The following is a 24,212-nucleotide window of genomic DNA, read 5'->3' on the forward strand; positions in this document are numbered from 1 at the left end:
TTAATTAACTGGGTAAAGTTTATTACTATCAATACATTTCTGGCTCAAAACTCATACCAGATACGGGATTCATGCACTCATATCTTTCTAACCAAGTTGCATAGCCTAATCTGTGTGAACCATCTAATGTTGCCTGGGGGACTTCATCATGCGCTAAAACAAGTTGTACTTCCCACGCGTATTCGTACCCAACAAAACTTCTTACCCATTCACGTAATGTAGGTAAATCCTGGCCCCATGGGCTAAAGTGCAGATATTGCTGCAAAGTTAATGGGCCGAATATTAATTTGAATTTGTGTTGTCTATCCTGAACCGTATTACCTAATATTGCGCCATCACCTAGTAGCATCGCCGAGGCTGAATCACCTAAAAGGCTACAATCATTTTTATCTAAGAAGATCCACTGCAGTGAAAACTCCTCAATCTTAACCGGGACTTCAAAGTAATAATGTAATGCACCGAGTAAGCCTTCCGGGTTACGTGCTTCACGGATAAGGTGGGCAGATGAGGCTAGGCGAGCATGAATAGGTAAACGTGTATCGTCTAACTCATTTGGATCTAGCCCTATGAGGCTACCGATATAGAATGAGAAATGCTCATCCTGTTGTCGATCTAAAGAGGCGGTATCTTGTGATACAAACCACGCACGGTATAACTGCGACATAGCGCGATGATGAAAAATATCCAAGAAATCGGTTAACGTATGGTCATGTAATTCAGAGCGCGAATAAGCCAATTCAGATTGGTTTAAGGGCATAGCTCCCTGGGCTCCCCACACGCCTAAGCTAAATAATTTCAGCTCAAGTTTCCCATTTTTCCAAGATATATTGGAAACCTCTCTCGGTGAAAATGCCATATGCGCGTGCTGGCCTAATCGAAACGGCTCTTGTGCAGGAAGCGTGGCTTCGCCAATAGGAGGCATATCGGGGATCTTGGCTGCAATCGCGCGCATTACCGTTATAAAGCTAGTATTCCACGGTTGTTCTTCTTGATACCACACGCTCAATTTTGAGGACAAATCGGACATTGAAAAAGTAACCTCCATGGCTATAAGGCTCCTCGTCTTCCTGGGCGGGCTTTCCAACGTCCGACCAATCCTCTTTGCATCGAATGTAATTCAGTTTCAGTAAAAACATTGATTGCGGCATGGCGTGATAAATAATTTTCCATGATCAATCCAAACAAATAAGGGCTGATGCCAGAAAATCCTTCTTCATCCACTGTTACAATACAGCTCACACCCCTGCCATAAACTAGCAAACCATCTCCAGGCAAACGTCTTATTACGGGTTCACTTTTACAACCGACCAGGCTATTGACTTGAACAAGCGACTCATGATCGGAATCATTAATGAATAGTCTCAACATATTGCGCAGTGATTCGCCCCCTAATCCATGATCCGTATTTGAAAGAGGGATGTAATTAAAACTGAGTTGCCTAATTAGGCGCCAGGCCGATTCGCCCACAGCGAATGGTGCCCTTGGTGCACTGGGCTGGCAAACAAAGGTAGCTCCATGTATAGGCACAGCATCAGACATTGTCAGATCAACGCCACCATTACGTGAAATTAAACGGGGTAAATCTCTGTTCGTGACTAATGCTTCAATAGAAAGGTAGCGTATATTATCTTTGTAAGGTGCTTCCTGTTGATCGACTAATGAGACAAATACTTCTGTGCCAACATAAGGTGTCCTTGTCTCATATTTTCTCTTACTTTCATTTTGCCCTCTGGCTTCTCTTGTTATAGAAAAGTAACGACCAAAATTGCCATAATCAGAATTTCTAGTCTGAAATAATGGATTAAATACTACTTCTTCGCTTTTTTCCGCTTGTTGGCCCAATGCTTTATTTACCGAGTAAATTTCATAATCTAATGGACGGCTTCTATCGGGAACAACATGAAAATTATTTAGCGATCTGTTGACTTCAATTCTGTCTACTTTTTTGGGAAATAGATTGATTACCGGTGTGCAAAATAATTGAAATCTAGAAGGAATAACATGACCAATCAGCTCTTGAGGTAATCGGTCAAGCAGAATAATGATCTCTACTTCATTGGTGTTATTGCTTTTAAGTTTTTCGGCAAGATGATTCAACGTGAAAAAGTAAAATCGCTGGCGACAAGAGAAGTATTCTTGTACCAAGTTATGACCATGAAACATATTCCACGATAATGGTAGTAAGCTCTGCTCTGGTTCTAGCCCTTCAAATGATAACGGTTGTTGACTAATAACCTCACTTTGCGGGGGCGTAGATTTTTCTGTTCTGACGATCGTGGCAACATTACTGGTATGTAATAATTCAAAGATGTGAGAAACGACTCTTTCATCTCCATCTATATAAATGGGTAAGCGGTCTAATCCTGACAATTGTGAGAACACGGTATCTGTATCTCCCAAAAGTTTGAGTTTAATTCTCAGGGCGCCTTTGAGTTTGGACTGTGGGATTCGATACTTTTCGAGGCTAGGCATATCAGGAGGAATGGATGTTAAACGTGCATCGCTGATCTCTAGTGGCCATAAGGTTACTTCTTGGCTATTACGAAACTCACATCTGGTCGTTTCTCCGGATGCGATTTTAGTATAAAACGCACTATTGCCAGGTACTTTATATCCGCGAGCTAAATCACCTTCTTTCAAATTAGGTTTTAGCTGAACAACGGCCATTGAAGGGGTTGGTGAATTGTAATTTGGATAAACGACATCTAATAACCTTTGCGTAAACTTGGGAAATTCAGCATCAAGTTTTATCTGAGTTCTTGCTGATAAAAAGCAAAATGCTTCTATCAATCTTTCGACGTAAGGATCCGCAACCTCTATACCATGCATGCCTAAACGGCTGGCGATTTTAGGATGTTTTTCGGCGAACTCACCCGCCATTTCTCTCATGAAGGTGAGTTCTTGATTGTAATAATCAAGAAATTTATGATCCACTTACATTCCCCAACAATTCCATGTTTACCATCCAATTATCTATCGCAAACTCTATTGTTCACGCTATGTCTGCATACATTAGAGTGAAATTCCAATGTCGTGGAAATATCCCTATTTATTAATTTTAGTTATTATACTTTTAAACAGTTTTTGATGGGTTTTTCCTGACGGTAGATGCCATCATTTTAAGAAAATGGATAGCTCCTCAATCATGACTATTTTGTGGGTGGTTTTATAGCATGTCATCAATAATGGCTCAATGAGTAATTAATTTTCATTCGTGTTTTTTATAGATATTTTCTTATTTTTTTATAAAACTACTGTAGTAATAGTATGTTGCGTTATTTTCCTTTTTGAAAATAGGATTATAATTCGGGCGATATTCCTAAAAATGATTGTGGACGATGTTTTTTCTTTTTTTTTTGTAATTATTGATTAGCATAAATGAATCATTCATGGATTCGAAATTACTAGTATTTATTACTAGTTTGAGAAAAGGACTCAGGTGAATAGCTTGGCCATCACAAGGAAGAGTTTATTTGGAAAACTGAACATGACATTGTTCAGAAGTATTGAAAGCGCAACGACACTCTGTAAGTTGCGTGGTAATCCATATGTTGAGATGGTTCACTGGTTAAATCAGTTATGGCAACAAGATAATAGTGACTTAAAAAATATTGCCAGACATTTTGAAATCGATATTGATTTAATGGAGCGGGGCTTTGCTCAGGCTTTATCTGGTTTGCCAATGGGGGCGAGCTCGATTTCTGATTTCTCATATCAAATTGAACTGGCAATTGAACGCAGCTGGATATATGCCAGTCTAGAATGTTTTGACAATTGCATTCGTAGTGGCCATCTCTTGTTAGCAATGTTGACAACGATGGAACTGCGTCGGGCATTATTTGCCATATCTCCAGCATTTGAGCGCATTCCGTTAGAGCTTTTAAGTAAGGATTTAAATTACATTACCCAGTCGTCTTGTGAGTCAGGTGAGACGGCTAGCGATGGTAGTATGCTGGGTGAAAGTGTCATGCCAGGTGAGGCAAGTAATGCTATTAGTTCTGCTAAAAATAGCGATCACTTATCGCAATATTCTACCGATCTCACGGCATTAGCACATGCAGGTAAAATTGATCCGGTATTAGGACGCAATCCTGAAATAGGTACTATGGTGGACATTCTGCTGCGTCGCCGCCAAAACAATCCTCTATTAACTGGTGAGGCAGGCGTTGGCAAAACGGCCGTAGTTGAAGGTTTAGCGCTGGCCATTGTTGCCGGTGAGGTTCCACCTGCGTTATCGAAAGTAAAGCTGCTGGCATTGGATATTGTTGCTCTGTCTGCAGGCGCTAGCATGAAAGGTGAGTTCGAAGCGCGCCTCAAAGCGGTGCTCGAAGAGGCCATTGCTTCCCCGGTGCCAATTATATTATTCATTGATGAGGTACATACTCTAATAGGGGCCGGTGGCGCTGCCGGAACCGGAGATGCCGCGAACTTGCTAAAGCCCATGTTGGCACGTGGCCAGTTGCGTACTATTGGCGCGACTACCTGGAGTGAATTTAAACGACATATTGAAAAAGATCCTGCTCTGACTCGCCGTTTCCAGGTTCTGCAAATCGCTGAACCTTGCGAGGATACTGCAACATCGATGCTACGTGGTTTGATACCTATGCTCGAAAAGCATCATGGTGTCTGGATAATGGATGAGGCGCTGCAAGCAGCCGTCCGTTTATCTCATCGATATATCCCAGCTCGGCAGTTGCCAGATAAAGCGATTAGCCTTCTTGATACCGCTTGTGCCCGTGTCGCCGTTGCACAACACGCATTACCAACCGAGCTGCAGCTACTTAAATTCAAGATGGAAACTGCACAGACAGAGCTCTCTTTGATTGAGAAGGCATTACAGTTCGGTAAAGGTGACAATAGCCGTGTAGAAGCATTGCAATCAGGCATTAGTGAGCAGTCCGTGCTTGCCGAATCACTTAATTTACGCTGGCAGCAAGAACGAGAGCTAGTCTCTGCTTTAGTTACAGCCAGGCAAGAATTGCATCAGATGAGCGCGGAAGATTCGACGTTACCTGAAAGTATTGTTGCTCATAGGAGTTTGCTCGCTGAGCTGGAGGAGAAACTCAAATTAACCCGCCATGAACAGCCCTTAGTTCAGGCAGAAGTTAATACCGAAGTTATTGCCGCCATAGTAGCTGATTGGACCGGTATTCCTGTAGGGCAAATGCTAAAAGATGACGTCCGTGCAGTGATGGAACTCCCACATCGTCTCGCCGAGCGAGTCATTGGGCAACAACACGCCTTGGATTTAATAAGTGAAAGTATTCAAACCGCACGTGCTGGTTTGGGGGATCCTCAAAAACCCATTGGGGTATTTATGCTCGTTGGGCCATCGGGGGTTGGTAAAACGGAAACTGCACTTGCTATTGCGGAACAGTTATACGGTGGTGAACAAAATCTTATCACCATTAATATGAGTGAATATCAAGAAGCCCATACGGTATCTTCGCTAAAAGGTTCACCTCCTGGGTATGTTGGTTATGGCGAGGGCGGCGTATTAACGGAAGCAGTACGGCGCAGACCTTATAGTGTTGTGTTATTGGATGAAATTGAAAAAGCACATCCAGATGTCCATGAATTATTCTTCCAAGTTTTTGATAAAGGTTGGATGGAAGATGGTGAAGGCCGTTATATTGACTTTAAAAACACCATCTTATTATTAACGAGTAACGCCGGTAGTGAGCTAATAACAAATTTATATTTAGACCCTGATACAGCACCAGACTTTGATGGATTAAGAAATATATTTCAGCCTGAATTATTGAAAACATTCCCAGCTGCATTCCTGGGACGGCTAGGAATTATTCCATATTTGCCACTCCAAGATTATTCATTACAGCATATTGTAAAAATGCATCTCGATAAGATTGGTAGTCGCCTAATGCAGCAACGTAATGTGACTTTGACTTACAATGATAAAGTTGTAGCGCATATAGCTGAACAGTGTCAGTTTGGTGAAATTGGGGCAAGGATGTTAATTCGTTTTATTGAGCAAAATATTTCACCAAAAATAGGTCGTTATGTTTTAAAAAATGGACAGGAAATATCGGGTGAAACTATTCGCTTGGTATTGAGTCAAGATAAAAGTCAAGGGATTGATATTGTATTTCATCAGGGCAATTCTTTATGTTAAATGTTCTGGTGAGTAATTAGGGACCGGTAATGTCATTTTCTTTCGTGACTGTTTTATACCGAAATATATAAATCAAAGGTTAATTATGAATAAATTTAAAACAGCTATGTGCATTATCGCACTCGGCGTAGTTTCATCCAATACTTATGCAGATATGCCAACTGATATGGGGGGGGATGGTACTGTCACATTTACAGGTAAGCTGACTGCCAATACTTGTCAAGTTGATACTGAATCTAAAGATAAGAAGGTAACACTACCTACATTATCAACTCAAAAATTGACCACTGCTGGCAACTACGCTGGGACAACCAGTTTCCAACTTCAGGTCATCAACTGCTCTCCTGACGTGACTGAAATTGGGGCACATTTTGAGGCACTTGGTAGCACAGGAAAAGATCCTGCCACGGGCAATTTAATTAACTCAGATGCCAGCGATACTGGCGCCAAAAATGTTCAAGTTCGTTTATATGATGCTGATAACACACAATTGGCATTAGGAACGGCAAGCAAAACAGTTGCTATAACTGCTGCGCCTGCAGGAGCGCCTGAAGGCACCGGCGGAACTGCCACATTGAACTATGCAGGTGGTTATTATGCTACCGGTAAGACAACCGCTGGTGATGTGAAGGCTCAGGTTGTTTATAGCTTGGTGTATAAATAAGCGTTATCTTTAGAAAATACTTAATTAAATAATTAAGAATATTCTATATATTCAGATAACAAGTGGCTGCGTGTAAGTTGATCTCACGCAGTACACTTTGTAATTTTTAATGATTTATATATATTTTAAGTGACCATTATGTCTTTAAAAAGAATTGTTGTATCACTATTTTTAGCTTTATTATCTAACAGCGTTTCTGCTGGAATGACGATTAGCGGTACAAGAGTTATTTTTCCAGGCAGTGAAAGAGAGCAAGTTGTTCGAACTAACAATCAAGGTAATAAGCCTGAATTAGTTCAGGTTTGGGTTGATGATGGTAGCACCAATAATGATGTTAATAAAATGAAGGTGCCATTTTTGGTTACTCCACCTGTATTTAGAGTTGAACCAAGAAAGGGACAAAGTGTAAGACTGATTTATAATGGTATGCCTTTGCCTCAAGATAAAGAGTCCGTATTTTGGTTTAATATGCTAGAAATTCCACCGGTAGAAAAAGGTGAGGAAAATAGTGATAAGTTGGAATTGGCTTTTAGAACAAGGATCAAAATATTTTATCGGCCTAAAATGCTAGGGAGCAGTAGTGCCTATCAGTTAGATAAGCTGAGGTGGAGTGTTATTCGTGGTGGAAAAAAAGGAGGAGGCATTAAAGTTGAAAATCCGACGCCTTATTATTTTTCATTTGATAGTGCATCCATTAAATCAGGAAATAAGAGTGGCGCTTTGGAGATCGATATGATCTCACCATTTTCCAGCAATGAAATCCACCCGAGGAATAATATATCATCGAGTGTAAATGTCACCGAGCTTAGTTTTAGGTTGCTGAATGACTACGGTGCTGCTGTAGATGGCACGGTAAGTTTCAAAAATGGGCAAGGGGTTTTAATAAAAAAACAATAATAATTTATTAATTCTTGTGCATAAGCAAACAATAAATTAATTCTAGCCTGAAATATAAATTTGGCTGAAAAGGGAGTTTTCTGACTGTGCGTCATTTAATAATAACAACTGAACAGGGGACAAGAACCGGCCACAAAACTATTTTTTCAATTAAAGGCATTATTAGTATTGTTGTGAGTATTTCATGCAGTTGTGTGATGCCAGAGGGATGGGCTGTGATGGCAACAAAACCGGAACAAAATATACAGGCTGAACCAGCCGAAATGGAATACAACTCGGCATTCCTTCATGGTTCTGGTGTTGATGTTTCACGATTCTCAGAAGGCAACCCGATTGAGCCAGGAACTTATCCAGTTAATGTTAGTATTAATGGTCAGAGGCGAGGGAAATATAATGTTGCGTTTAAATCAGTTAACGGAAAATCAAATGCTCATGCTTGTTTTACAATAGCCGATATGCAACGCTTGGGCATAAAACTATCTGGAAATGATAAAGAAATAAAAGAAGATGCTGAGAAAGCATCATCTCAGAAATGCATGATGCTTGAAGAGATGATTAAAGATAGTAAGGTCAATTATGATGGTGGGGATTACAATCTAGATATTGTCATTCCACAAATTAATATTGTTAAGCATCCTAGAGGGTATGTAGATCCTAATACTTGGGATTCTGGCGTTCCGGTAATATTTTTAGATTATAATGCTAATGTTTATACTACGCGTTCTTCTACTGGTGACCGGAATGATAAACATCAAAAAGAATATAATAGCAACCTTGGATTAGTCACCGGTGCAAACATTGGCGGTTGGCGTATTCGACAGCGATCGAATACAACATGGGATAAAAAAAGTGGCACGCATACGGATAGTTTATACACCTATGCGCAAACAGATATTACCATCCTAAAAAGCCAATTAACCGTCGGAGATAGTAATACCAGAGGGGACGTGTTCGATAGCTTCAGCTTGCGTGGTATTCAATTGCAATCTGATGACCGCATGTTGCCTGAAGGAGTACGGAACTATACGCCGATTTTGCGAGGAATTGCTGAAACCAACGCTAAAGTGCGAGTCACTCAGCGTGGACGGGTAATTTATGAAACAGTTGTCACACCTGGCCCATTTGAATTAAATGATATTGGGGCGATGGGTTATGGCGGTGATTTAGAAATGACAGTTATTGAAGCCGATGGGAGAAGACGAACCCAATCGATAGCTTTTTCTGCTCCGCCAATGTTGTTACATCCAGGTGTATCTCAATTTAATGTAACTGTTGGTGAATTAAGAGAGGATTTCCTTAGAAGCAGACCTAAGATAATACAAGGTATATATCAGTACGGCATAAATAATCTGTATACTTTGTACGGCGGGACGCAGATTTCAAATCATTATAATGCGTTTGCACTTGGTAATGCTTTTAATACACCAGTTGGTGGCGTATCTATTGATGTCACTCATGCTAAGAGTGATTTATATAAAAACAAGAAGGCCTCGGGTAACAGTTTTAGTGTTAGTTACAATAAGTTTCTCGAATATACGAGTACTGATTTAATGTTGGCAGCATACCGATATTCTACAGAGGGTTACTATACCTTTAGAGAGGCCAGTGTTGAACGATACGGTAACAACGATGATTCTTACAGTGCGAATTACCGCGCTAAGCAGCGTTTTTCTTTAAATCTGGGACAACGCTTGTGGAACGATGCTTATATTACTTTTTCTGGTAGTTTATATAACTATTGGGATGGTCGATCGTCAGCGAAGCAATTCTCAGTTAATTATAATAAATCTGAGAAGTACTTCTCTTACTCTTTAAGTGCAACGCGTACGCGTAGTGATAATAGAAAAGAGAATAATACCTTCATGCTGTCAATCAATATACCCTTTGGCAGAGGCTCTAATAAACGTCCATTGTTTGACTCACTTTATACGACAGTTAGCCATGATAACGATAAAAATACGGCTTTCCAGGTTAACGCCAGTGGTAGTCAAGGTGAACAAAATGAGCTTAGCTACGGTGTAGGTTCATCAGTTGGAAAATATAATTCTCAAGCCAGACAAGAATCTGTTAGTGCAAACATTGACTATCGTTCACCAATGGGACAGTTTGGGCTCACAACATCGGCTGATAATCGTACGCAAAGGCAGCTATCCGGGTCGGCTAATGGCAGTATTGTTGCTCACAAAGGAGGGGTGACATTAGGACCTCAATTAGGGGATTATCCTTTTGCAATTGTTGATGTTCCTGGTGGTAAAGGGGCCAAATTACTTAATGGGTATGGTGCGCAAATAGACCGGTTTGGCTATGCGATTGTGCCTTCATTAACGCCTTATCGTGAAAACTCTGTATCTATTGATGCGCGAGGTTTGCCTGATACCGTTGATGTATTAGAGAGTGAAAGTACAGTGGTACCAAGAATGGGTTCTGCGATAGCTATCAATATGAAAACCGTCATCGGTGTTCCATCAATTCTAATTGTTCGCAATCAAAAAAATGCTTATTTACCTATTGGGACTGAGCTATTTGATGAAAAAGGAATAAGCCAGGGAATTATTGGGCAAAGTGGGATGGCCTTTGTGCGCGGTTGGGATCCAATACAGAATCCGTTGCATGTTAATTATGCGAAAGGTAAGTGCCGTTTAGTTCAGAATAAACTGCAGCATAATACATCGAATTCCACTAACAATAATATTACGCAAGTGGAGGTGACATGTATCCTGTGATCTGGAAATTAACAACTAAAAAACATATTTTTTTGGTGTTATTGGCTACAGCTCTATTATCCTATTTCAACAATGGGCTCGCACAGCCATGTGATACTTGCCGGGTAAATGTATTGTTTAAAGGTGAGTATGTGGATGCAACATGCAATATATCAGTTAATAGTGGAAATAATTCCGGAACTATTACAATGCCTACATTATCGACTAATAGATTAAGTCATGATGGTGTTGAAGCCGGTGGGACACAATTTTCTATCGCGTTGAAGGACTGTCCTCCTGATCGTATCGTTACCGTTAGATTTATCAGCAATATATCTTTGCCAGATAATGAAACCGGAAATCTACAAAATGATGCCGGCAGTGAAAATAGTCGTAATGTACAAATTAGAATCCGTAAAGAGAATGGGTCTCAAATAAAAATAGATGATACAGATAGTGGACAGGATTACCAGATTCCATCCTCGAGTGAAGAAATTAAGCATTTTTATACAGCCAGTTATTATGCGAAGGGAAACTCTGCCGTAACGTCAGGATTGGTAAAGTCTACTGCAGGTATCGATCTTATTTATAAATGATTGTGAGGGGGTGATGTGGATCTACAGCATATTAGATACTTATAACATAGTCGCTGATATGGCTAATTTTCTATACAGGTCCTATAAGAAAATCAAAAATTAGATAATTAATTTTTTAGAGTCCTTCACAATACATAATGAAAGGGTAATCATGAAAGTGAGCAGAAATAACTCGCAAAAATTCATTGCAAGAAACCGCGCACCTCGCGTGCAAATTGAATATGACGTAGAAATCTATGGTAGTGAGAAAAAAGTCGAGCTTCCTTTTGTCATGGGGGTATTAGCCGATCTTTCTGGAAAAACGTTAGAACCACTACCACCAGTAACTGATAGAAAGTTCCTCAATATTGATGTTGATAACTTTGATGAGCGCATGAAAGCAATGAAACCTCGCGTTGCCTTCGCTGTACCCAATACATTAACGGGTGAAGGTCAGTTAATGGTTGATATGACTTTTGATAGCATGGATGGTTTTTCTCCCGATGCTATTGCTAAAAAAGTTGATTCATTATCACAGTTACTTGAAGCCCGGACACAATTGGCCAATTTACAGACCTACATGGATGGTAAGGCTGGGGCTGAAAATCTGGTTATGAAAGTCCTAAAAGACAAAACGCTTCTTAATACTCTGGCAGCAGCACCCAAGCCGGAAAAAGCAGCGAGTGATGAAGTTCCTGAGGAATGATCGAGTAGAGGGAAATTATGTCGATTCAAGAAGCAACGAGTAAACCAGCTACGGTCGCGGCAACATCTTATAGCGACTTTAATTCTCTGCTGACTAAGGAATTTAAACCTAAATCAGAACAGGCTAAAGCAGCAGTTGAAGGAGCGGTCAAAACGCTGGCAGAGCAAGCATTGGCTAATACTGTCATGTTCTCTGATGATGCCTATAAAAATATTGCCGAGATTATCGCCGAGATTGATCGGAAAATGTCGGAACAAATTAACTTGATTTTGCATCATCAAGAATTTCAGTCATTAGAAAGCGCTTGGCGTGGTCTACATTATCTCGTCTATAACACAGAGACTGATGAAAAACTAAAGCTGCGCTTTATGGATATCTCTAAAGATGACCTGCGCCGTAATATGAAGCGCTATAAAGGGATTGCGTGGGATCAGAGTCCATTATTCAAACAGGTGTATGAAGAGGAATATGGCCAGCTAGGTGGCGAACCTTATGGTTGCCTGGTAGCAGACTATTACTTCGACCACACTGCACCTGACGTCGATTTATTAGCATCGATCGGCAAGGTAGCTGCTTCCGCCCATGTGCCTTTTATTACTGGAGCGTCACCTTCTGTTTTACAGATGGATTCCTGGCAGGAGTTGGCTAATCCACGTGATTTAACCAAGATTTTTACGCAGAACCTCGAATATGCACCTTGGAATTCTCTGCGTCAGTCCGAAGATTCTCGCTACATCGGTCTGGCAATGCCCCGATTCCTGGCGCGTCTTCCTTATGGCATTCGAACGAATCCTGTCGATGCGTTTCATTTTGAAGAAACCACAGATGGCGCCGACCACAGCAAGTATGTTTGGTCCAACGCTGCCTATGCTATGGCTGTGAATATCAACCGCTCCTTTAAGTATTACGGTTGGTGTACCTTGATTCGTGGCGTTGAGAGTGGCGGTGTGGTAGAGAACCTACCGTGTCATACCTTCCCAACTGACGATGGTGGCATTGATATGAAATGCCCAACAGAAATTGCTATTTCCGATCGCCGAGAAGCTGAATTAGCTAAAAATGGTTTTATTCCACTAATTCATCGTAAAAATACGGATTATGCTGCATTTATAGGTGCCCAATCCTTACAAAAACCAGCTGAATATTATGATCCAGACGCAACAGCAAATGCTAATTTGTCTGCTCGCCTGCCTTATTTATTCGCATGTTCGCGTTTTGCTCATTATTTGAAATGTATCGTTAGAGATAAAATTGGTACATTTAAAGAGCGTGATGATATGCAGAAATGGTTAAACGACTGGGTAATGAATTATGTAGATGGCGACCCAGCTAATTCATCTATGGAAATTAAAGCTCGTCGTCCGTTGGCAGCAGCAGAAGTTGTTGTTGAAGATGTCGAAGGAAATCCAGGATATTATCAAGCGAAATTCTTCCTGCGTCCTCATTTCCAATTGGAAGGGTTAACCGTTTCGCTTCGTATGGTCGCAAAATTGCCATCGCTGAAAAATTCAGCGTGATATAACGGTTTTTAATACGACGTATAAATGTGTTTCTATAATTTATTTTAATTTTTTTATTTTTTAAGTTATGGAATTAATTTGGAGTAAATCACTCATTGTTTTTTAATGCAGGGTTATATTCCTAATTATGGTTATTACACTTGGTGTAATATTTTAAAACGTGCTAAAGGGGAACATCATGGCACAAGATATGTTTATCAAAATCGACGGAATCGAAGGTGAAGCATTAGATTCTGTCCATAAAAATGAAATAGAAGTACTATCCTGGAATTGGGATGTGTCTCAACATTCTAATATGCACAGTGGTTCTGGTGGCGGTTCTGGTAAAGCCAGTGTCGATGATTTTTGCTTCGTGCATTATACCGATAAAGCGAGCCCTAATCTCCTAAGCTATTGCTTGACCGGTAAGCATATCAAAAATGTTCAGTTTGTTATTCGTAAAGCAGGTGGAAATCCTCTGGAATATCTTACGATTAAATTTACTGATGTCATTATCACTAAAGTGAATATGCAAGGTTCTGTCGATGACGAAAGTCGCCCGCGTGAAAATGTGAAATTCTCCTTTACCAAGATGACACAAGATTACGTAATGCAAAATGCAGAAGGCCACAAGTGTGGTGTTATTTCTGCAAGCTATGACGTGAAAGCCAACTTGCATGGGTAATAAATAAAAACTATATCAAAGTAATTGAAGTGTTATTCGTGATACGTATCTCGATGAACTTACTAAAGTAAGTCGTTCAGCTAAGTCATTATGGTTAGCTGGCATAGCAATACATTTCAAATACGAAGGGTATATATAAAAGCTTGCCACTATTTTGTGGCAGGTTTTCTCTTTGACTTATGTCTACTTAAATAGGCGATATCGCTCAATGGTTTGCAATAATCATGATCCATTGCGGATGTTGTTTATCGGGATTTCTTTGATTATGGTGATTGCATGTTAATAATTAATAAAATAGAAATATATCAAGACCATATTCTACATTGCATACTGATAATGTTAACGGTGTTGATGCTAAGTGCATGTGGGAGTCAGACTAACTCTGCACAGGTGGATACTAGCGCTATGAGGGCGGTTATTGTAACTGCTGAGGATGTAAATCCGAATACTAATGGGCAGCCTGCACCTATAAATGTATATATTTATGAACTGAAATCTGTTGATAATTTTAAAAATAGTGATTTTTTTACGATTTCAGGCGGGGATGATCCCTTGGTTAATAATGATATAGCGAAGATGAATGAATTCATATTACGCCCAGGAGAATCAAAAAATCTCGATATCAAACCGGGGGCCGATACTATTGCTATTGGCGTTGTTGCAGCATATAGGGAAATAAATAAATCCGATTGGAATAAGGTTTATATGTTGCCAGTAAAGGTAAATCGAGTCTGGTATAAAAAAATACTCCCTAAAAATGAGAGAAGATTACAGGTAAGTATTCATAAACTTGCGATTTCAATCGAAAAAATGGACTAATACGTGAGAACAAACAAGGTCGTATGGAGTGAAGGACTATTTTTACGTCCACAGCTTTTTCAACAACAAGAGCGTTATTTAGAATATTACGCACATAAAAGAGCTGCAACGATAAATCCATTTTTTTGGGGGTTTGCACAATATGAGATTGATAGAGAAGCATTATCTTATGGGAAATTAGTATTACGTTCCGGGCGTGGTGTGTTGTCAGATGGCACTCCTTTCGATATTCCTGGTCATGCTGACTTTCCCGAGCCGCTGACTATTGCGCCCGAGCACATCGGTAAGCTGATTTACTTAGCCGTCCCGTTGCGCTTGGATAATAGCGATGAAACGATTTTTAATGATCGTGATATGAGCTCGTTAGCAAGATTTAATGCATTTGAAACTGACCTTAACGATACCAACTCAATTCGTCAGGGGCCAAAGCCTGTGCAGCTTGCAAAGCTAAGGTTGAAACTCGTTTCTGAAAGCGAAATGACAGAGTCATGGATAGGTTTACCGCTGACTAAAGTACGCGCTATACAGCCTGATGGAAGTGTATTACTGCATTTTGACGATTATATCCCCCCTGTCACTGGTTATGCTGCGAATGCATTGCTAGGAGAGTGGCTAACCCATTTGAATGGGTTAGTGAAAATGAGAGCCGAAATGTTGGCCAGCCGTTTGTCTAGTAGTGATGGCAAGGCGAGTGCTAGTGCAGAAATTGTGGATTATCTACTGCTGCAAATTTTCAATAAATATGAACCCATTTTAGATCATTTAAGGCAAATCCCTGAGTTGCCACCCATTATGTTGTATCAAGAATTAGCCAAATTCTCTGGAGAACTATCAACATTTATTCGCACTAAGACACGTAGGCCAAAACCAGCGCCAGGTTATGTTCATGCAGAGCTTTATCAATCTATCCGTCCATTGGTTGATGAAGTTAATGACTTATTGAACCAGATATTGGTCCGCGCTGGGCAAATGATCCCGCTACACACCAAAGGAAACGGAGTGTGGTCGGCATCTGTTTTACCAAGCGAATTGCGTTCATTTTCTAATTTGGTTTTGGCTGTACATGCACAGCTACCAATGGATGTTTTGCAGCAGCACTTCTCTGCACAAACCAAAATAAGTGCACCACAACAATTACACGAATTGGTTCGTTCACATCTACCAGGTTTGGTCTTGCAGAGTCTGCCCGTTCCACCAAGACAAATACCTTATAGCTCTGGTTATGTCTATTTTGAGCTGGTGAAGGATGGGCAGTTTTGGGAAAAAATTGCTAATACCGGCGCAATGGCACTGCATGTGGCGGGTGACTTCCCTGCCTTGAAAATGGAGCTTTGGGGAGTAAGAAACTAATGAAAGATAGCGATGAGCTCGGCCAAGAGAGCCCATTAGGGACTGAGCAAGGTTTCACTCAGAATGATAATCCTCAAGCTCTGGGGAAATTCTTGCTTGATGAGCAGAATAACTATCATCAGACGCCTGAAATCTCTGATATTGACGATCTTGCTGGTTTCACGTCTGCAGAGAAAAACCCACGTAATAAGTATGTTTTTAAGACCGAGGGGGTTCAGCAGAGAGCATTGAGTGTTAAAACAGCAGAAAACCCACTGTTAGAAGCGGCGCAACCTTTATTACGTGCTTTAAGCGATATGCCTGAAGAAATACCTATTATTGAGAATGTCGAAATATTAAAAAAAAGCCTCATGAATGAAATAAATTTATTTGGCGTCGTATGTGATGAAGTGGATATATCTTGGAAGAAAATGGCTATCGTCCGTTATTGTATATGTACAGCCTTAGACGAGGCTGCCCATACAACACAATGGGGACTGTTAGCTGGCTGGTCACAAAGTAATTTGTTAAACCATTTTGAAGGCGATAATGATGGGGGCAATAAGTTTTTTTTACTTATTGGCCGTTTGTCTATGAATCCACATGAATATGTGGATGTACTTGAGGTCTTGCTTAGAATTCTTGGCCTAGGCTTTGAAGGGCGTTATAGCATCATCGATGATGGTGATAGGCAATTGACAAAAATTCGCCAACGTTTATTGATTATAATTCAAAGCACAAGGGATACGACTCCTTCGATACTGTCTCCTAATGGGCTGGCAACTCGAATCGGAAAGAGAAAAGAACGATTTAGCATGCCAGTTCGCGTTACTGCCTTATTTTCTGGCATTCTGGTCGTTACTGCTTTTATTTGGTGTAAATATTGGATCTCTGTCAACGAAAGAAAAATAGGGCAAGATGTTTATGCAATGCAGAATTTAAATGTAGCTAAACCGAATATTGCTCAAAGATTACGATTGTCTGTATTACTCAAAAATGAAATACAAAAGCAGCTATTGAGTGTTGATGAAAAGAAAGGTCACGGGAAAATCACATTTAAAGGGGATTCAACATTCTTAGTCGGTTCAGCACAAATAAAGCCAGAAATGGAAGAGGTTTTAAAGCGTGTATCTAAGGAAGTACGTCGCGTAAATGGAAGCGTATTAATTATTGGACATACTGACTCAATGCCTATTCATAAGCCAGAATTTCCTAACAATAAAGTTCTTTCAGAAAAACGTGCTGCAGATGTCGCTCAATACTTTATCGAGGAAGGAATTCCAAAAGATAGAATAAAAATTCAGGGAGCTGGAGATGCTCAGCCTGTGAGTAGTAATAATGATAATCAGGGACGTGCGAAGAATCGGCGTGTGGAAATTTTTGTTACTTATTAATGAGTTTAAATATGTCTTCTTTAAATAGGTTATTTTCAATACGATTCACTAAGAAGTTGATGATCATCGCATGTTATCTATTAATCATTGCGTCGATCTGGTTTCTTGGACCTTTTTTTGGTTTCGGTCAAACACGTCCTTTAGAAAAAATTGATGCCCGAGTTGTATTCATTGCACTTGCGCTAATATGTCTAATCGGACGCTGGTTCAGTGTGCCTGTATTCATCTTAGCGGCGATTATCCTCAGTGGCTTGACGTGGGTTATTACTCCATTTTTGTTAATTGGAAATCATTACCCGTTCATTGGAGTTATGCCAAGAGTCATTGCAATTTCTTGTATAATTTTTATTACATTACTTTATGGATGTTGGAGATTATTGCTGGCAATAAGAAAAAACCCAAAATTATTAGATAGTTATATTATCGATAAAGGCAATAAATCAGAACAGCATGTAACAGAAGTTGCTGCCATGATTCGTAATGCAGCTAAATATATCAAGAGCATTCATAAAAATGTTTCAAGATGGCGGTTTTTTTTCACATCAAAAGGTTCATTAAATGAATTGCCATGGTACATGGTTATTGGCCCTGAAGGTGCAGGAAAAACATCCGTTATTTTGTCGTCAGGGCAAGATTTCCCGTTGCCAGAGCAGTTAAATCGAGTTTGCAAAGAAAGCTTACCAACCAAAAACTGTGAATGCTGGTTTGCCAATGATGCCCTCTTTATTGATACGGCCGGAAAGTACTTGGATAACACTCAAGAAAATAAACCTGAGTGGGATACATTAGTTAAATCTATTAAAAAATATCGTCCAATAAAGGCAATTAATGGTGTTATTGTGACCATTTCAGCCTCAGATGTCATGGGGCGAAATAAGACAGAATTGGTCGATCTCTCTTCAAAAATAAGAGCGCGTTTGGATGATCTCCGCAACGTGCTAGGTGTTCGTTTTCCTGTTTATGTTTTAATGACAAAGTTGGACCAAATTCCAGGATTTGTTGAATATTTTAGAACATTAACTTCTGAAGACCGTGAGCAAATCTGGGGCGTTACCTTCCCATATGGTGAGGAAATGACAGCTTCGGTCGCAGAACTTAGAGAGCATGTAGTTGCAGAGCTTACTCTATTAGAGAATCGTATCGAAAATGATATGAATGTGCGCCAGCAAGAAGAGTATGAAACTGCGGACAGAAAAAAAATGTATTCACTACCGCAGGACTTTAGGGCTTTATCGCAAGGTGTTGCTGATGTACTACAAAATATATTTTCTGTATCCCGGTATGACGAAACCCAGCGTTATACTACTTTGCGAGGCATATACTTTACCAGCAGTAACCAACCTGCCAACCTTTCTTTATTAAATAATAGCACGCTGATCCAAAAGTGGCGTAATTATGCGGATCATAAGAAAACGTCTTCAATAGCATCTTTATCCCAACAGGTTGATGATACAGAGATGTTAGTAACGGGTGTTGCTTATGGTCGGCAATATTTTCTTAAAAAACTTTTCTCAGAAATCATCATCAAAGATGCTGGACTTGCACGTTATAATTTAAAAGTTGAATCACAATATAGATTCCAAAACATCTTTGGGCATGCTGCTTGTATCGCGGCAGCTATTTTTTTGTTATATGGCATAGTTAATAGCTACTACAATAATACCCGTTATCTTCGAGCGGTTGACATTAAAGTTGATGACCTTAATGATGGACTACAAGGATTTGTTAAAAAATCTAATGAGAGTCTATTACCTTCTCTGTTAAAAATGTCTATGAGCTTGCCAGAGTTTACTGGCTTGAATGTACTTAACCCTGACCTGGCCTTTAGATACGGTTTATACGCCGGTTCAGATGTCGTAAAAGACTCTGATGGTTTATATCACTATCTTTTACAGCGTTTGCTATTTCCATTGATTCAAAAAAGTGCGAGCGATTTTCTGCAGAACTCCGTATTTGAAGGGGATAATAGCGCTGATATATATGAAAAGTTTAAACTGTATTTAATGGTTTTCAATGATGGGAAATTTGATCAAAATTACATGGTCAATAACATCACCCAACAATGGGAAACATCAGGGAAAATAGAACCATACGAAGAGAAGAGCATTTTTGTTTCGCATTTAAATAATTTATTTGGTCATCCTAATTGGGACATTTATGGGCAACCTATGGATCCCGAATTGGTTAAATATGTCAGAAATGTTATAGACAAAAAGACGTTGGCAACGAGGCTTTATGAAAGAATCAAAGTCATTTCGGAAGCCGATGCGCCGACAAATATGACATTAAGTAAAATGACTGGCGAGCAAACCAGTGAAATCCTTACTGTTGCTAACACTAATTTGAAAAATAATGGTATTCCAGGGCTATTTACTTATGCCGGCTATCATCAGGTTTTTAAAAAAAAACTTAATGATTCAGTTGGAAAATTACATGGGGAAGATAACTGGATTATGGGGAAAAAAGACGACTCCTCACTTCATACCGTAAGTGATTTGGCTGGAAAAGCGAAGGCTCAATGGTCTGATCCGGTTAAAGATGAGGTGTTAAATCTTTATCTTCGGGAATATACCTATCAATGGAAGATGCTGTTGAGTAGCATCCAGCTAAAATCAGATCGTGCTATTCAGAGTAAAAAAGGAGCGGGGCTATCTTTCGATATTTATGCTTTACACGCTTTAGTTTCCGCTGACTCACCGTTGGTAAATTTGGCGAAGCAAGCTGTCAAAGAAACGACATTAGCAGTACAAGAAAAAAGTACTGTTAATGTTCCTAAGATTCCTAATGTTAATAGCCAAGCATTAAATAATGCTGCCAAAATTAACAATGTGCTCGCTTTTCGTGACAAAAAAATGCTCGTTGAAGGCGTCGATCGACATTTTAGCGCTCTAAGAGAATTTGTTTCGGGAAATGTACAATCAACTCAAAAAGACAGTAATGATGTAACAAGCAACGCGACTCAGCTAAGCACATTGCTGGGTATGTTAAGGGATCAATATACCCAACTAGTTATTTCTGACCATGCTATCAAAGAGGGTGATACCTCTCCGTCTTTATCGGATTCTGGGCAAAAACTCAGTGTGGAGTCAACTACATGGCCAGAACCATTCAGAAATATTATCGAGCCATTATTAATTGGCGTTCATAAAAGAATTAATCAAAAAATTGTCTCCAATAGTAATAAAACAATTGAACTAAGTCTCGGTGAGGTATGCAAGAAAACCCTAAAAGGTCGTTACCCATTTGCTAATAGCCAACGAGAGGTGAATGTTAGCGATTTTGAGCGATTTTTTGCGGAAGATGGTTTAGTGGATGAATATTTTAAAAAAAATTTGGCAGACAAAGTTGATACATCATTTCACCCTTGGCGATATAAGGGGGATTTGGATGATGCTAGTTCTGGCAACTTAGAGGTTTTTGAACAAGCAGAGAAAATTCGACGTGCTTTTTTCCAGGATGATGGCAGGAAAAAAATGGCTATCAATTTCTCACTTGATATTCCTTACATGGATCCATCTATTACAAAAATAAATCTTAATGTTGATGGGGAAAATATGAGATACGCACACGGCCCTGTTACTCCAAATTTCTTCAAATGGCCGGGTAGCCGTTTCGGTGCCGTTGTATATTTAACTGCAAAGCCCGCTGTTTCACCCGCAACATCTAATGTCATGATGACAGGATCGTGGTCTTTATTACATTGGATTGACCGTGCACAGGAGGTGAAAACATCGACTAGCGGAAAAAAGCTTTTAACATTTAAATTAGATAACAGAAGAATTTATATCGATACGTCTGGCCTATCTTATGATGGGGATTTAAGTGTGAAATTATTAAGAAGTTTTAGATGTCCGGGAACTGTATGACATTGCATAGGATATTTATAATCTTCAAGCCATGGAGGAATATATGACAATGCACATCTCTTTGTTAGAAAATTATTCTAATAAAGGGAAATCTCATGCGTTTAAAAGTAAGGGAATTCACGATTTCTTTGAAGGCATACTTGAGTCTAATTTTTCTGACTCGAGGTTATACAAAGGATGTATTGATTTCTACCCTTGGTGTTTTGTGCTGCCTCCATTTTACCCAAGAAGTAAAAGCTACACCATTGGTGCGCTGCTGATGTTACATGATTCATTTGGTGCCTACTCTTTTTTTGTATTGCATTCTCAGGTTTCTTATGAATGGTTAATTAAAAACTTACAATCAAATTTTCATATTGCATTTTGGTTGGCTAGGGTTTTAGCAAATATATCTAAAAAGGAAATTGAAGATCAGGATTTTTCATCAGTCCAGGCATGGGTTCGTGCATTAAAGAGATCATACTCACCTATATGGGAGTCAATTTTTTTGAATGAAAAATTTAAATTTAAAAGTAGATCTACCTTATTGCTTTCAGAGTTAACTCAATTGGATTACGAACACGATATTGGTAGCGGGGTTGAAATGATGCCATGGACGGATTGGCCTGGCTGTGTTCAATCAGAAGATTATGCATGGTTTTGGAGGCAAAGTAGGTATGGCAGGATAATCGACTCTCAAAAAATCAAGTTGGATAGCGATGATAAATCATAACTTAGTCATTATTAAAATATAAATTAAATAGTAGGTGTTGGAATGTCACGTACAATTAGCTTGAGTAGTTCAGCAATGCCTATTTTGCTGGGTGAACCTGCTTTAATATTGTCAGATTTAGATGGTGAGGAATCATTTTCATCATTATATACATACGCTCTTACGGTAAAAACACCGGCTAACCCAGCGATTCCATGGCAGTCAGCGTCGAATGTTGATCTAAAGGCACTGATTGGTAAAGAAATGACCGTTACGTTAGAGCTGGATGGCAATGGATTAGGCAACCTTATAAACTTGGGAAAAGGACACCGAGAAATATCTGGCTTGGTACAACGTGCTAGATATCTCGGCCGTGATGCTAATCAAGCAATATTTGAATTGATTATCCGCCCATGGTTATACCTCACTGATTTGACCTCTGACTTCAAAATATTCCAACAAAAAAATGTTGTAGATATTATCGATGAGGTGCTCTCTGAGTATAACTTCCCGTTTGAAAAGAGGCTTTCAGCTAGTTATCCAATTATGGATTTCCAAGTGCAGTATGGTGAAAGTGATTTCAACTTCATCCAGAGAATAATGGAAGAGTGGGGGATATATTGGTTCTTTGAGCATCATGAACAAAAACATAAATTGGTCTTAGTCGACCATGTAGGTGCTCATAAACGATACTTTAGTGACGCCTATCATGTCATTCGTTATTATCCTGATGATCCGAAGTTTGAATCAGAGCATATTAATAAATTTCATTTGCAAGAGGCAATAACGTCCGGTCGATGGGTAACGAACGATTACGATTTTACAAAATCGCGAGCAGATATATTAGCTATTGATAATAAGCCTCGAAAGACCAGTTTCAATCAATCTGAAATTTATCACTGGCCTGGCGACTATGATCATCCGGCCATAGGGGAACAGTTAGCGAAAATACGTATTGAGGAGCTAGGTGCTTTAGGTCATCGAGCTGAAGGGGCTGGTGCGATTAGAGGCATTGTATGCGGGACTAACTTTGAGTTGGTTGGATTTCCCGTTGAGAAAGCCAATCGTGAGTATATGGTTATTTCAAGCAAATTACTTATATCAGACGTCGGGCAGTTATCCGGCCAGGCTCAATTTAAATATGAATGTAAATTTACCGTTCAGCCAACGACAAAAATCTATCGTCCTCCTCAATTAGCTCATAAGCCTAAAACCAGCGGGCCTCAGCCTGCAATTGTTGTGGGGCCACGAGGAGAAGAAATTTGGACTGATGAATATGGTCGGGTCAAGGTTAGATTCCTGTGGGACCGTTACGGGGAAAATCGCGAATTTGATTCTTGCTGGATCAGAGTTAGCCAAGCATGGGCCGGAAATAACTTTGGTGGCATTTATATACCACGAGTTGGTCACGAAGTAATTGTGGACTTCATCAATGGGGATCCCGACAGGCCTCTTATAATTGGTAGCTTGTATAATAATGCCACTATGCCACCTTGGGATTTGCCCGCCAATGCAACACAAAGTGGACTGGTGAGTAGAACCGTTGGTGGAGGACGCCATAACTTCAACGGTATTCGTTTTGAGGATAAACCTGGTCAGGAACAGTACTGGGAGCAAGCTGAACTCAATATGAGTCGCTTGACCAAAAAAAATGAACACCAAACAATTGGAGCCAATTCAACGCTGAATATTGGCGCCAATCGACATGTTCAAGTCTCTGCGAATTATGTAAAAAATATCGCTGCTCTCGCTACCAAAACGGTCGGTTTAAGTTATTCATGCACCATAGGTGCTAGCAAATCTTTAAGCGTGGGGGGATCTCATTGGGTTAGTGTCGGTGGATCTCATCAATTTTCTTCTGGCGGGGCTGCATCAATATCCGCCGGTGGTGCTTTTTCATTAAGTTCTTGCGGAGTACTGACTATTAGTGCCCGAGTTGTGAAGATCCTCGGCTCTTGTAAAGTTATTGTCCGCGGAGGGCAGATCCATTTAAATCCTCGCCCTTGGTGTTTTTTCGGTGGTTTGTGGTTGTTTGGCTGCCTGGGCGCAATCATAGGATTAATTGGCTGTAGACCTGGTTGTTTACCTCCTTTACCTTGTCGATCGGTAAGGCCTCTTGCTCCTCCATTACCCCCTGCGCCTCCTGCACCACCGCCGTTGACGCAACCGTGGACGCCGCCGCCAACTCCGCCGTTGACGCAACCGTGGACACCGCCGCCAACTCCGCCGTTGACGCAACCGTGGACACCGCC

At 40.1% G+C, this 24,212-nt stretch carries 16 protein-coding genes; 14 read left to right on the top strand and 2 right to left on the bottom strand.

What is annotated here, in order from left to right:
* Positions 1-28: 28 nt before the first annotated feature.
* Entirely contained in the window at positions 29-1,045 is a 1,017-nt protein-coding gene (gene tssG / locus ACL9RG_RS20630; protein ID WP_422794526.1) for a type VI secretion system baseplate subunit TssG, read from the bottom strand.
* 2 nt (positions 1,046-1,047) lie between these two features.
* Positions 1,048-2,934, bottom strand: a complete 1,887-nt coding sequence (gene tssF / locus ACL9RG_RS20635; RefSeq protein ID WP_422794527.1) for a type VI secretion system baseplate subunit TssF — start codon at positions 2,932-2,934, stop codon at positions 1,048-1,050.
* A gap of 553 nt (positions 2,935-3,487) precedes the next feature.
* On the opposite strand from tssF, the gene tssH reads away from it, so the two are divergent.
* The 14 genes from tssH to ACL9RG_RS20705 all read left to right on the top strand — a co-directional run.
* The gene (gene tssH, locus ACL9RG_RS20640; RefSeq protein WP_422794528.1) at positions 3,488-6,133 is read left to right on the top strand and encodes a type VI secretion system ATPase TssH; all 2,646 of its coding nucleotides are present in this window, start codon (positions 3,488-3,490) and stop codon (positions 6,131-6,133) included.
* A gap of 85 nt (positions 6,134-6,218) precedes the next feature.
* Positions 6,219-6,797: a fimbrial protein gene (locus tag ACL9RG_RS20645; protein ID WP_422794529.1), complete on the top strand. Its 579-nt coding sequence runs from the start codon at positions 6,219-6,221 to the stop codon at positions 6,795-6,797.
* Positions 6,798-6,935: 138 nt separating this feature from the next.
* The gene (locus ACL9RG_RS20650; RefSeq protein WP_422794530.1) at positions 6,936-7,694 is read left to right on the top strand and encodes a fimbria/pilus periplasmic chaperone; all 759 of its coding nucleotides are present in this window, start codon (positions 6,936-6,938) and stop codon (positions 7,692-7,694) included.
* 86 nt (positions 7,695-7,780) lie between these two features.
* Entirely contained in the window at positions 7,781-10,417 is a 2,637-nt protein-coding gene (locus ACL9RG_RS20655) for a fimbria/pilus outer membrane usher protein (RefSeq protein ID WP_422794531.1), read from the top strand.
* A complete protein-coding gene (locus tag ACL9RG_RS20660; RefSeq protein WP_422794532.1) occupies positions 10,405-10,992 on the top strand; it encodes a fimbrial protein in 588 nt (195 codons plus the stop codon). Before ACL9RG_RS20655 ends, ACL9RG_RS20660 begins: the two co-directional genes overlap by 13 nt.
* 151 nt (positions 10,993-11,143) lie before the next feature.
* Positions 11,144-11,677: a type VI secretion system contractile sheath small subunit gene (gene tssB, locus ACL9RG_RS20665; RefSeq protein WP_422794533.1), complete on the top strand. Its 534-nt coding sequence runs from the start codon at positions 11,144-11,146 to the stop codon at positions 11,675-11,677.
* A 17-nt stretch (positions 11,678-11,694) separates the two neighbouring features.
* Positions 11,695-13,194: a type VI secretion system contractile sheath large subunit gene (tssC, locus tag ACL9RG_RS20670; RefSeq protein ID WP_422794534.1), complete on the top strand. Its 1,500-nt coding sequence runs from the start codon at positions 11,695-11,697 to the stop codon at positions 13,192-13,194.
* 181 nt (positions 13,195-13,375) lie between these two features.
* Complete coding sequence (locus ACL9RG_RS20675) at positions 13,376-13,861, top strand: Hcp family type VI secretion system effector (protein WP_422794535.1); 486 nt, start codon at positions 13,376-13,378, stop codon at positions 13,859-13,861.
* Between the two features lie 276 nt (positions 13,862-14,137).
* On the top strand, positions 14,138-14,680 hold the full coding sequence (gene tssJ, locus ACL9RG_RS20680; protein ID WP_422794536.1) for a type VI secretion system lipoprotein TssJ: 543 nt from the start codon (positions 14,138-14,140) through the stop codon (positions 14,678-14,680).
* A gap of 3 nt (positions 14,681-14,683) precedes the next feature.
* Positions 14,684-16,030 (top strand): type VI secretion system baseplate subunit TssK, encoded by a 1,347-nt coding sequence (tssK, locus tag ACL9RG_RS20685; RefSeq protein ID WP_422794537.1) that lies wholly within the window; start codon positions 14,684-14,686, stop codon positions 16,028-16,030.
* Positions 16,030-17,403 carry a type VI secretion system protein TssL, long form gene (tssL, locus tag ACL9RG_RS20690; RefSeq protein ID WP_422794538.1) on the top strand — a complete coding sequence of 458 codons (1,374 nt, stop codon included), beginning with the start codon at positions 16,030-16,032 and terminating at the stop codon, positions 17,401-17,403. Before tssK ends, tssL begins: the two co-directional genes overlap by 1 nt.
* Before the next feature lie 11 nt (positions 17,404-17,414).
* A complete protein-coding gene (tssM, locus tag ACL9RG_RS20695) occupies positions 17,415-21,269 on the top strand; it encodes a type VI secretion system membrane subunit TssM (protein ID WP_422794539.1) in 3,855 nt (1,284 codons plus the stop codon).
* 43 nt (positions 21,270-21,312) lie between these two features.
* Positions 21,313-21,981 carry a hypothetical protein gene (locus tag ACL9RG_RS20700; RefSeq protein WP_422794540.1) on the top strand — a complete coding sequence of 223 codons (669 nt, stop codon included), beginning with the start codon at positions 21,313-21,315 and terminating at the stop codon, positions 21,979-21,981.
* Positions 21,982-22,023: 42 nt separating this feature from the next.
* Positions 22,024-24,212 (top strand): type VI secretion system Vgr family protein (locus ACL9RG_RS20705; protein WP_422794541.1); only part of this gene is annotated, 2,189 nt, incomplete at its 3' end.

The sequence above is a fragment of the Rouxiella sp. Mn2063 genome, from assembly GCF_049319665.1.
Lineage (GTDB): Bacteria > Pseudomonadota > Gammaproteobacteria > Enterobacterales > Enterobacteriaceae > JBMOUD01.

Coding starts and splice junctions, on each gene's coding strand:
- tssC (WP_422794534.1), top strand. CDS start 11,695: ATGTCGATTCAAGAAGCAACGAGTAAACCAGCTACGGTCGCGGCAACA.
- tssG (WP_422794526.1), bottom strand. CDS start 1,045: ATGGAGGTTACTTTTTCAATGTCCGATTTGTCCTCAAAATTGAGCGTG.
- tssJ (WP_422794536.1), top strand. CDS start 14,138: ATGTTAATAATTAATAAAATAGAAATATATCAAGACCATATTCTACAT.
- ACL9RG_RS20645 (WP_422794529.1), top strand. CDS start 6,219: ATGAATAAATTTAAAACAGCTATGTGCATTATCGCACTCGGCGTAGTT.
- ACL9RG_RS20650 (WP_422794530.1), top strand. CDS start 6,936: ATGTCTTTAAAAAGAATTGTTGTATCACTATTTTTAGCTTTATTATCT.
- ACL9RG_RS20660 (WP_422794532.1), top strand. CDS start 10,405: ATGTATCCTGTGATCTGGAAATTAACAACTAAAAAACATATTTTTTTG.
- tssH (WP_422794528.1), top strand. CDS start 3,488: ATGACATTGTTCAGAAGTATTGAAAGCGCAACGACACTCTGTAAGTTG.
- tssB (WP_422794533.1), top strand. CDS start 11,144: ATGAAAGTGAGCAGAAATAACTCGCAAAAATTCATTGCAAGAAACCGC.
- ACL9RG_RS20675 (WP_422794535.1), top strand. CDS start 13,376: ATGGCACAAGATATGTTTATCAAAATCGACGGAATCGAAGGTGAAGCA.
- tssM (WP_422794539.1), top strand. CDS start 17,415: ATGTCTTCTTTAAATAGGTTATTTTCAATACGATTCACTAAGAAGTTG.
- ACL9RG_RS20700 (WP_422794540.1), top strand. CDS start 21,313: ATGACAATGCACATCTCTTTGTTAGAAAATTATTCTAATAAAGGGAAA.
- tssL (WP_422794538.1), top strand. CDS start 16,030: ATGAAAGATAGCGATGAGCTCGGCCAAGAGAGCCCATTAGGGACTGAG.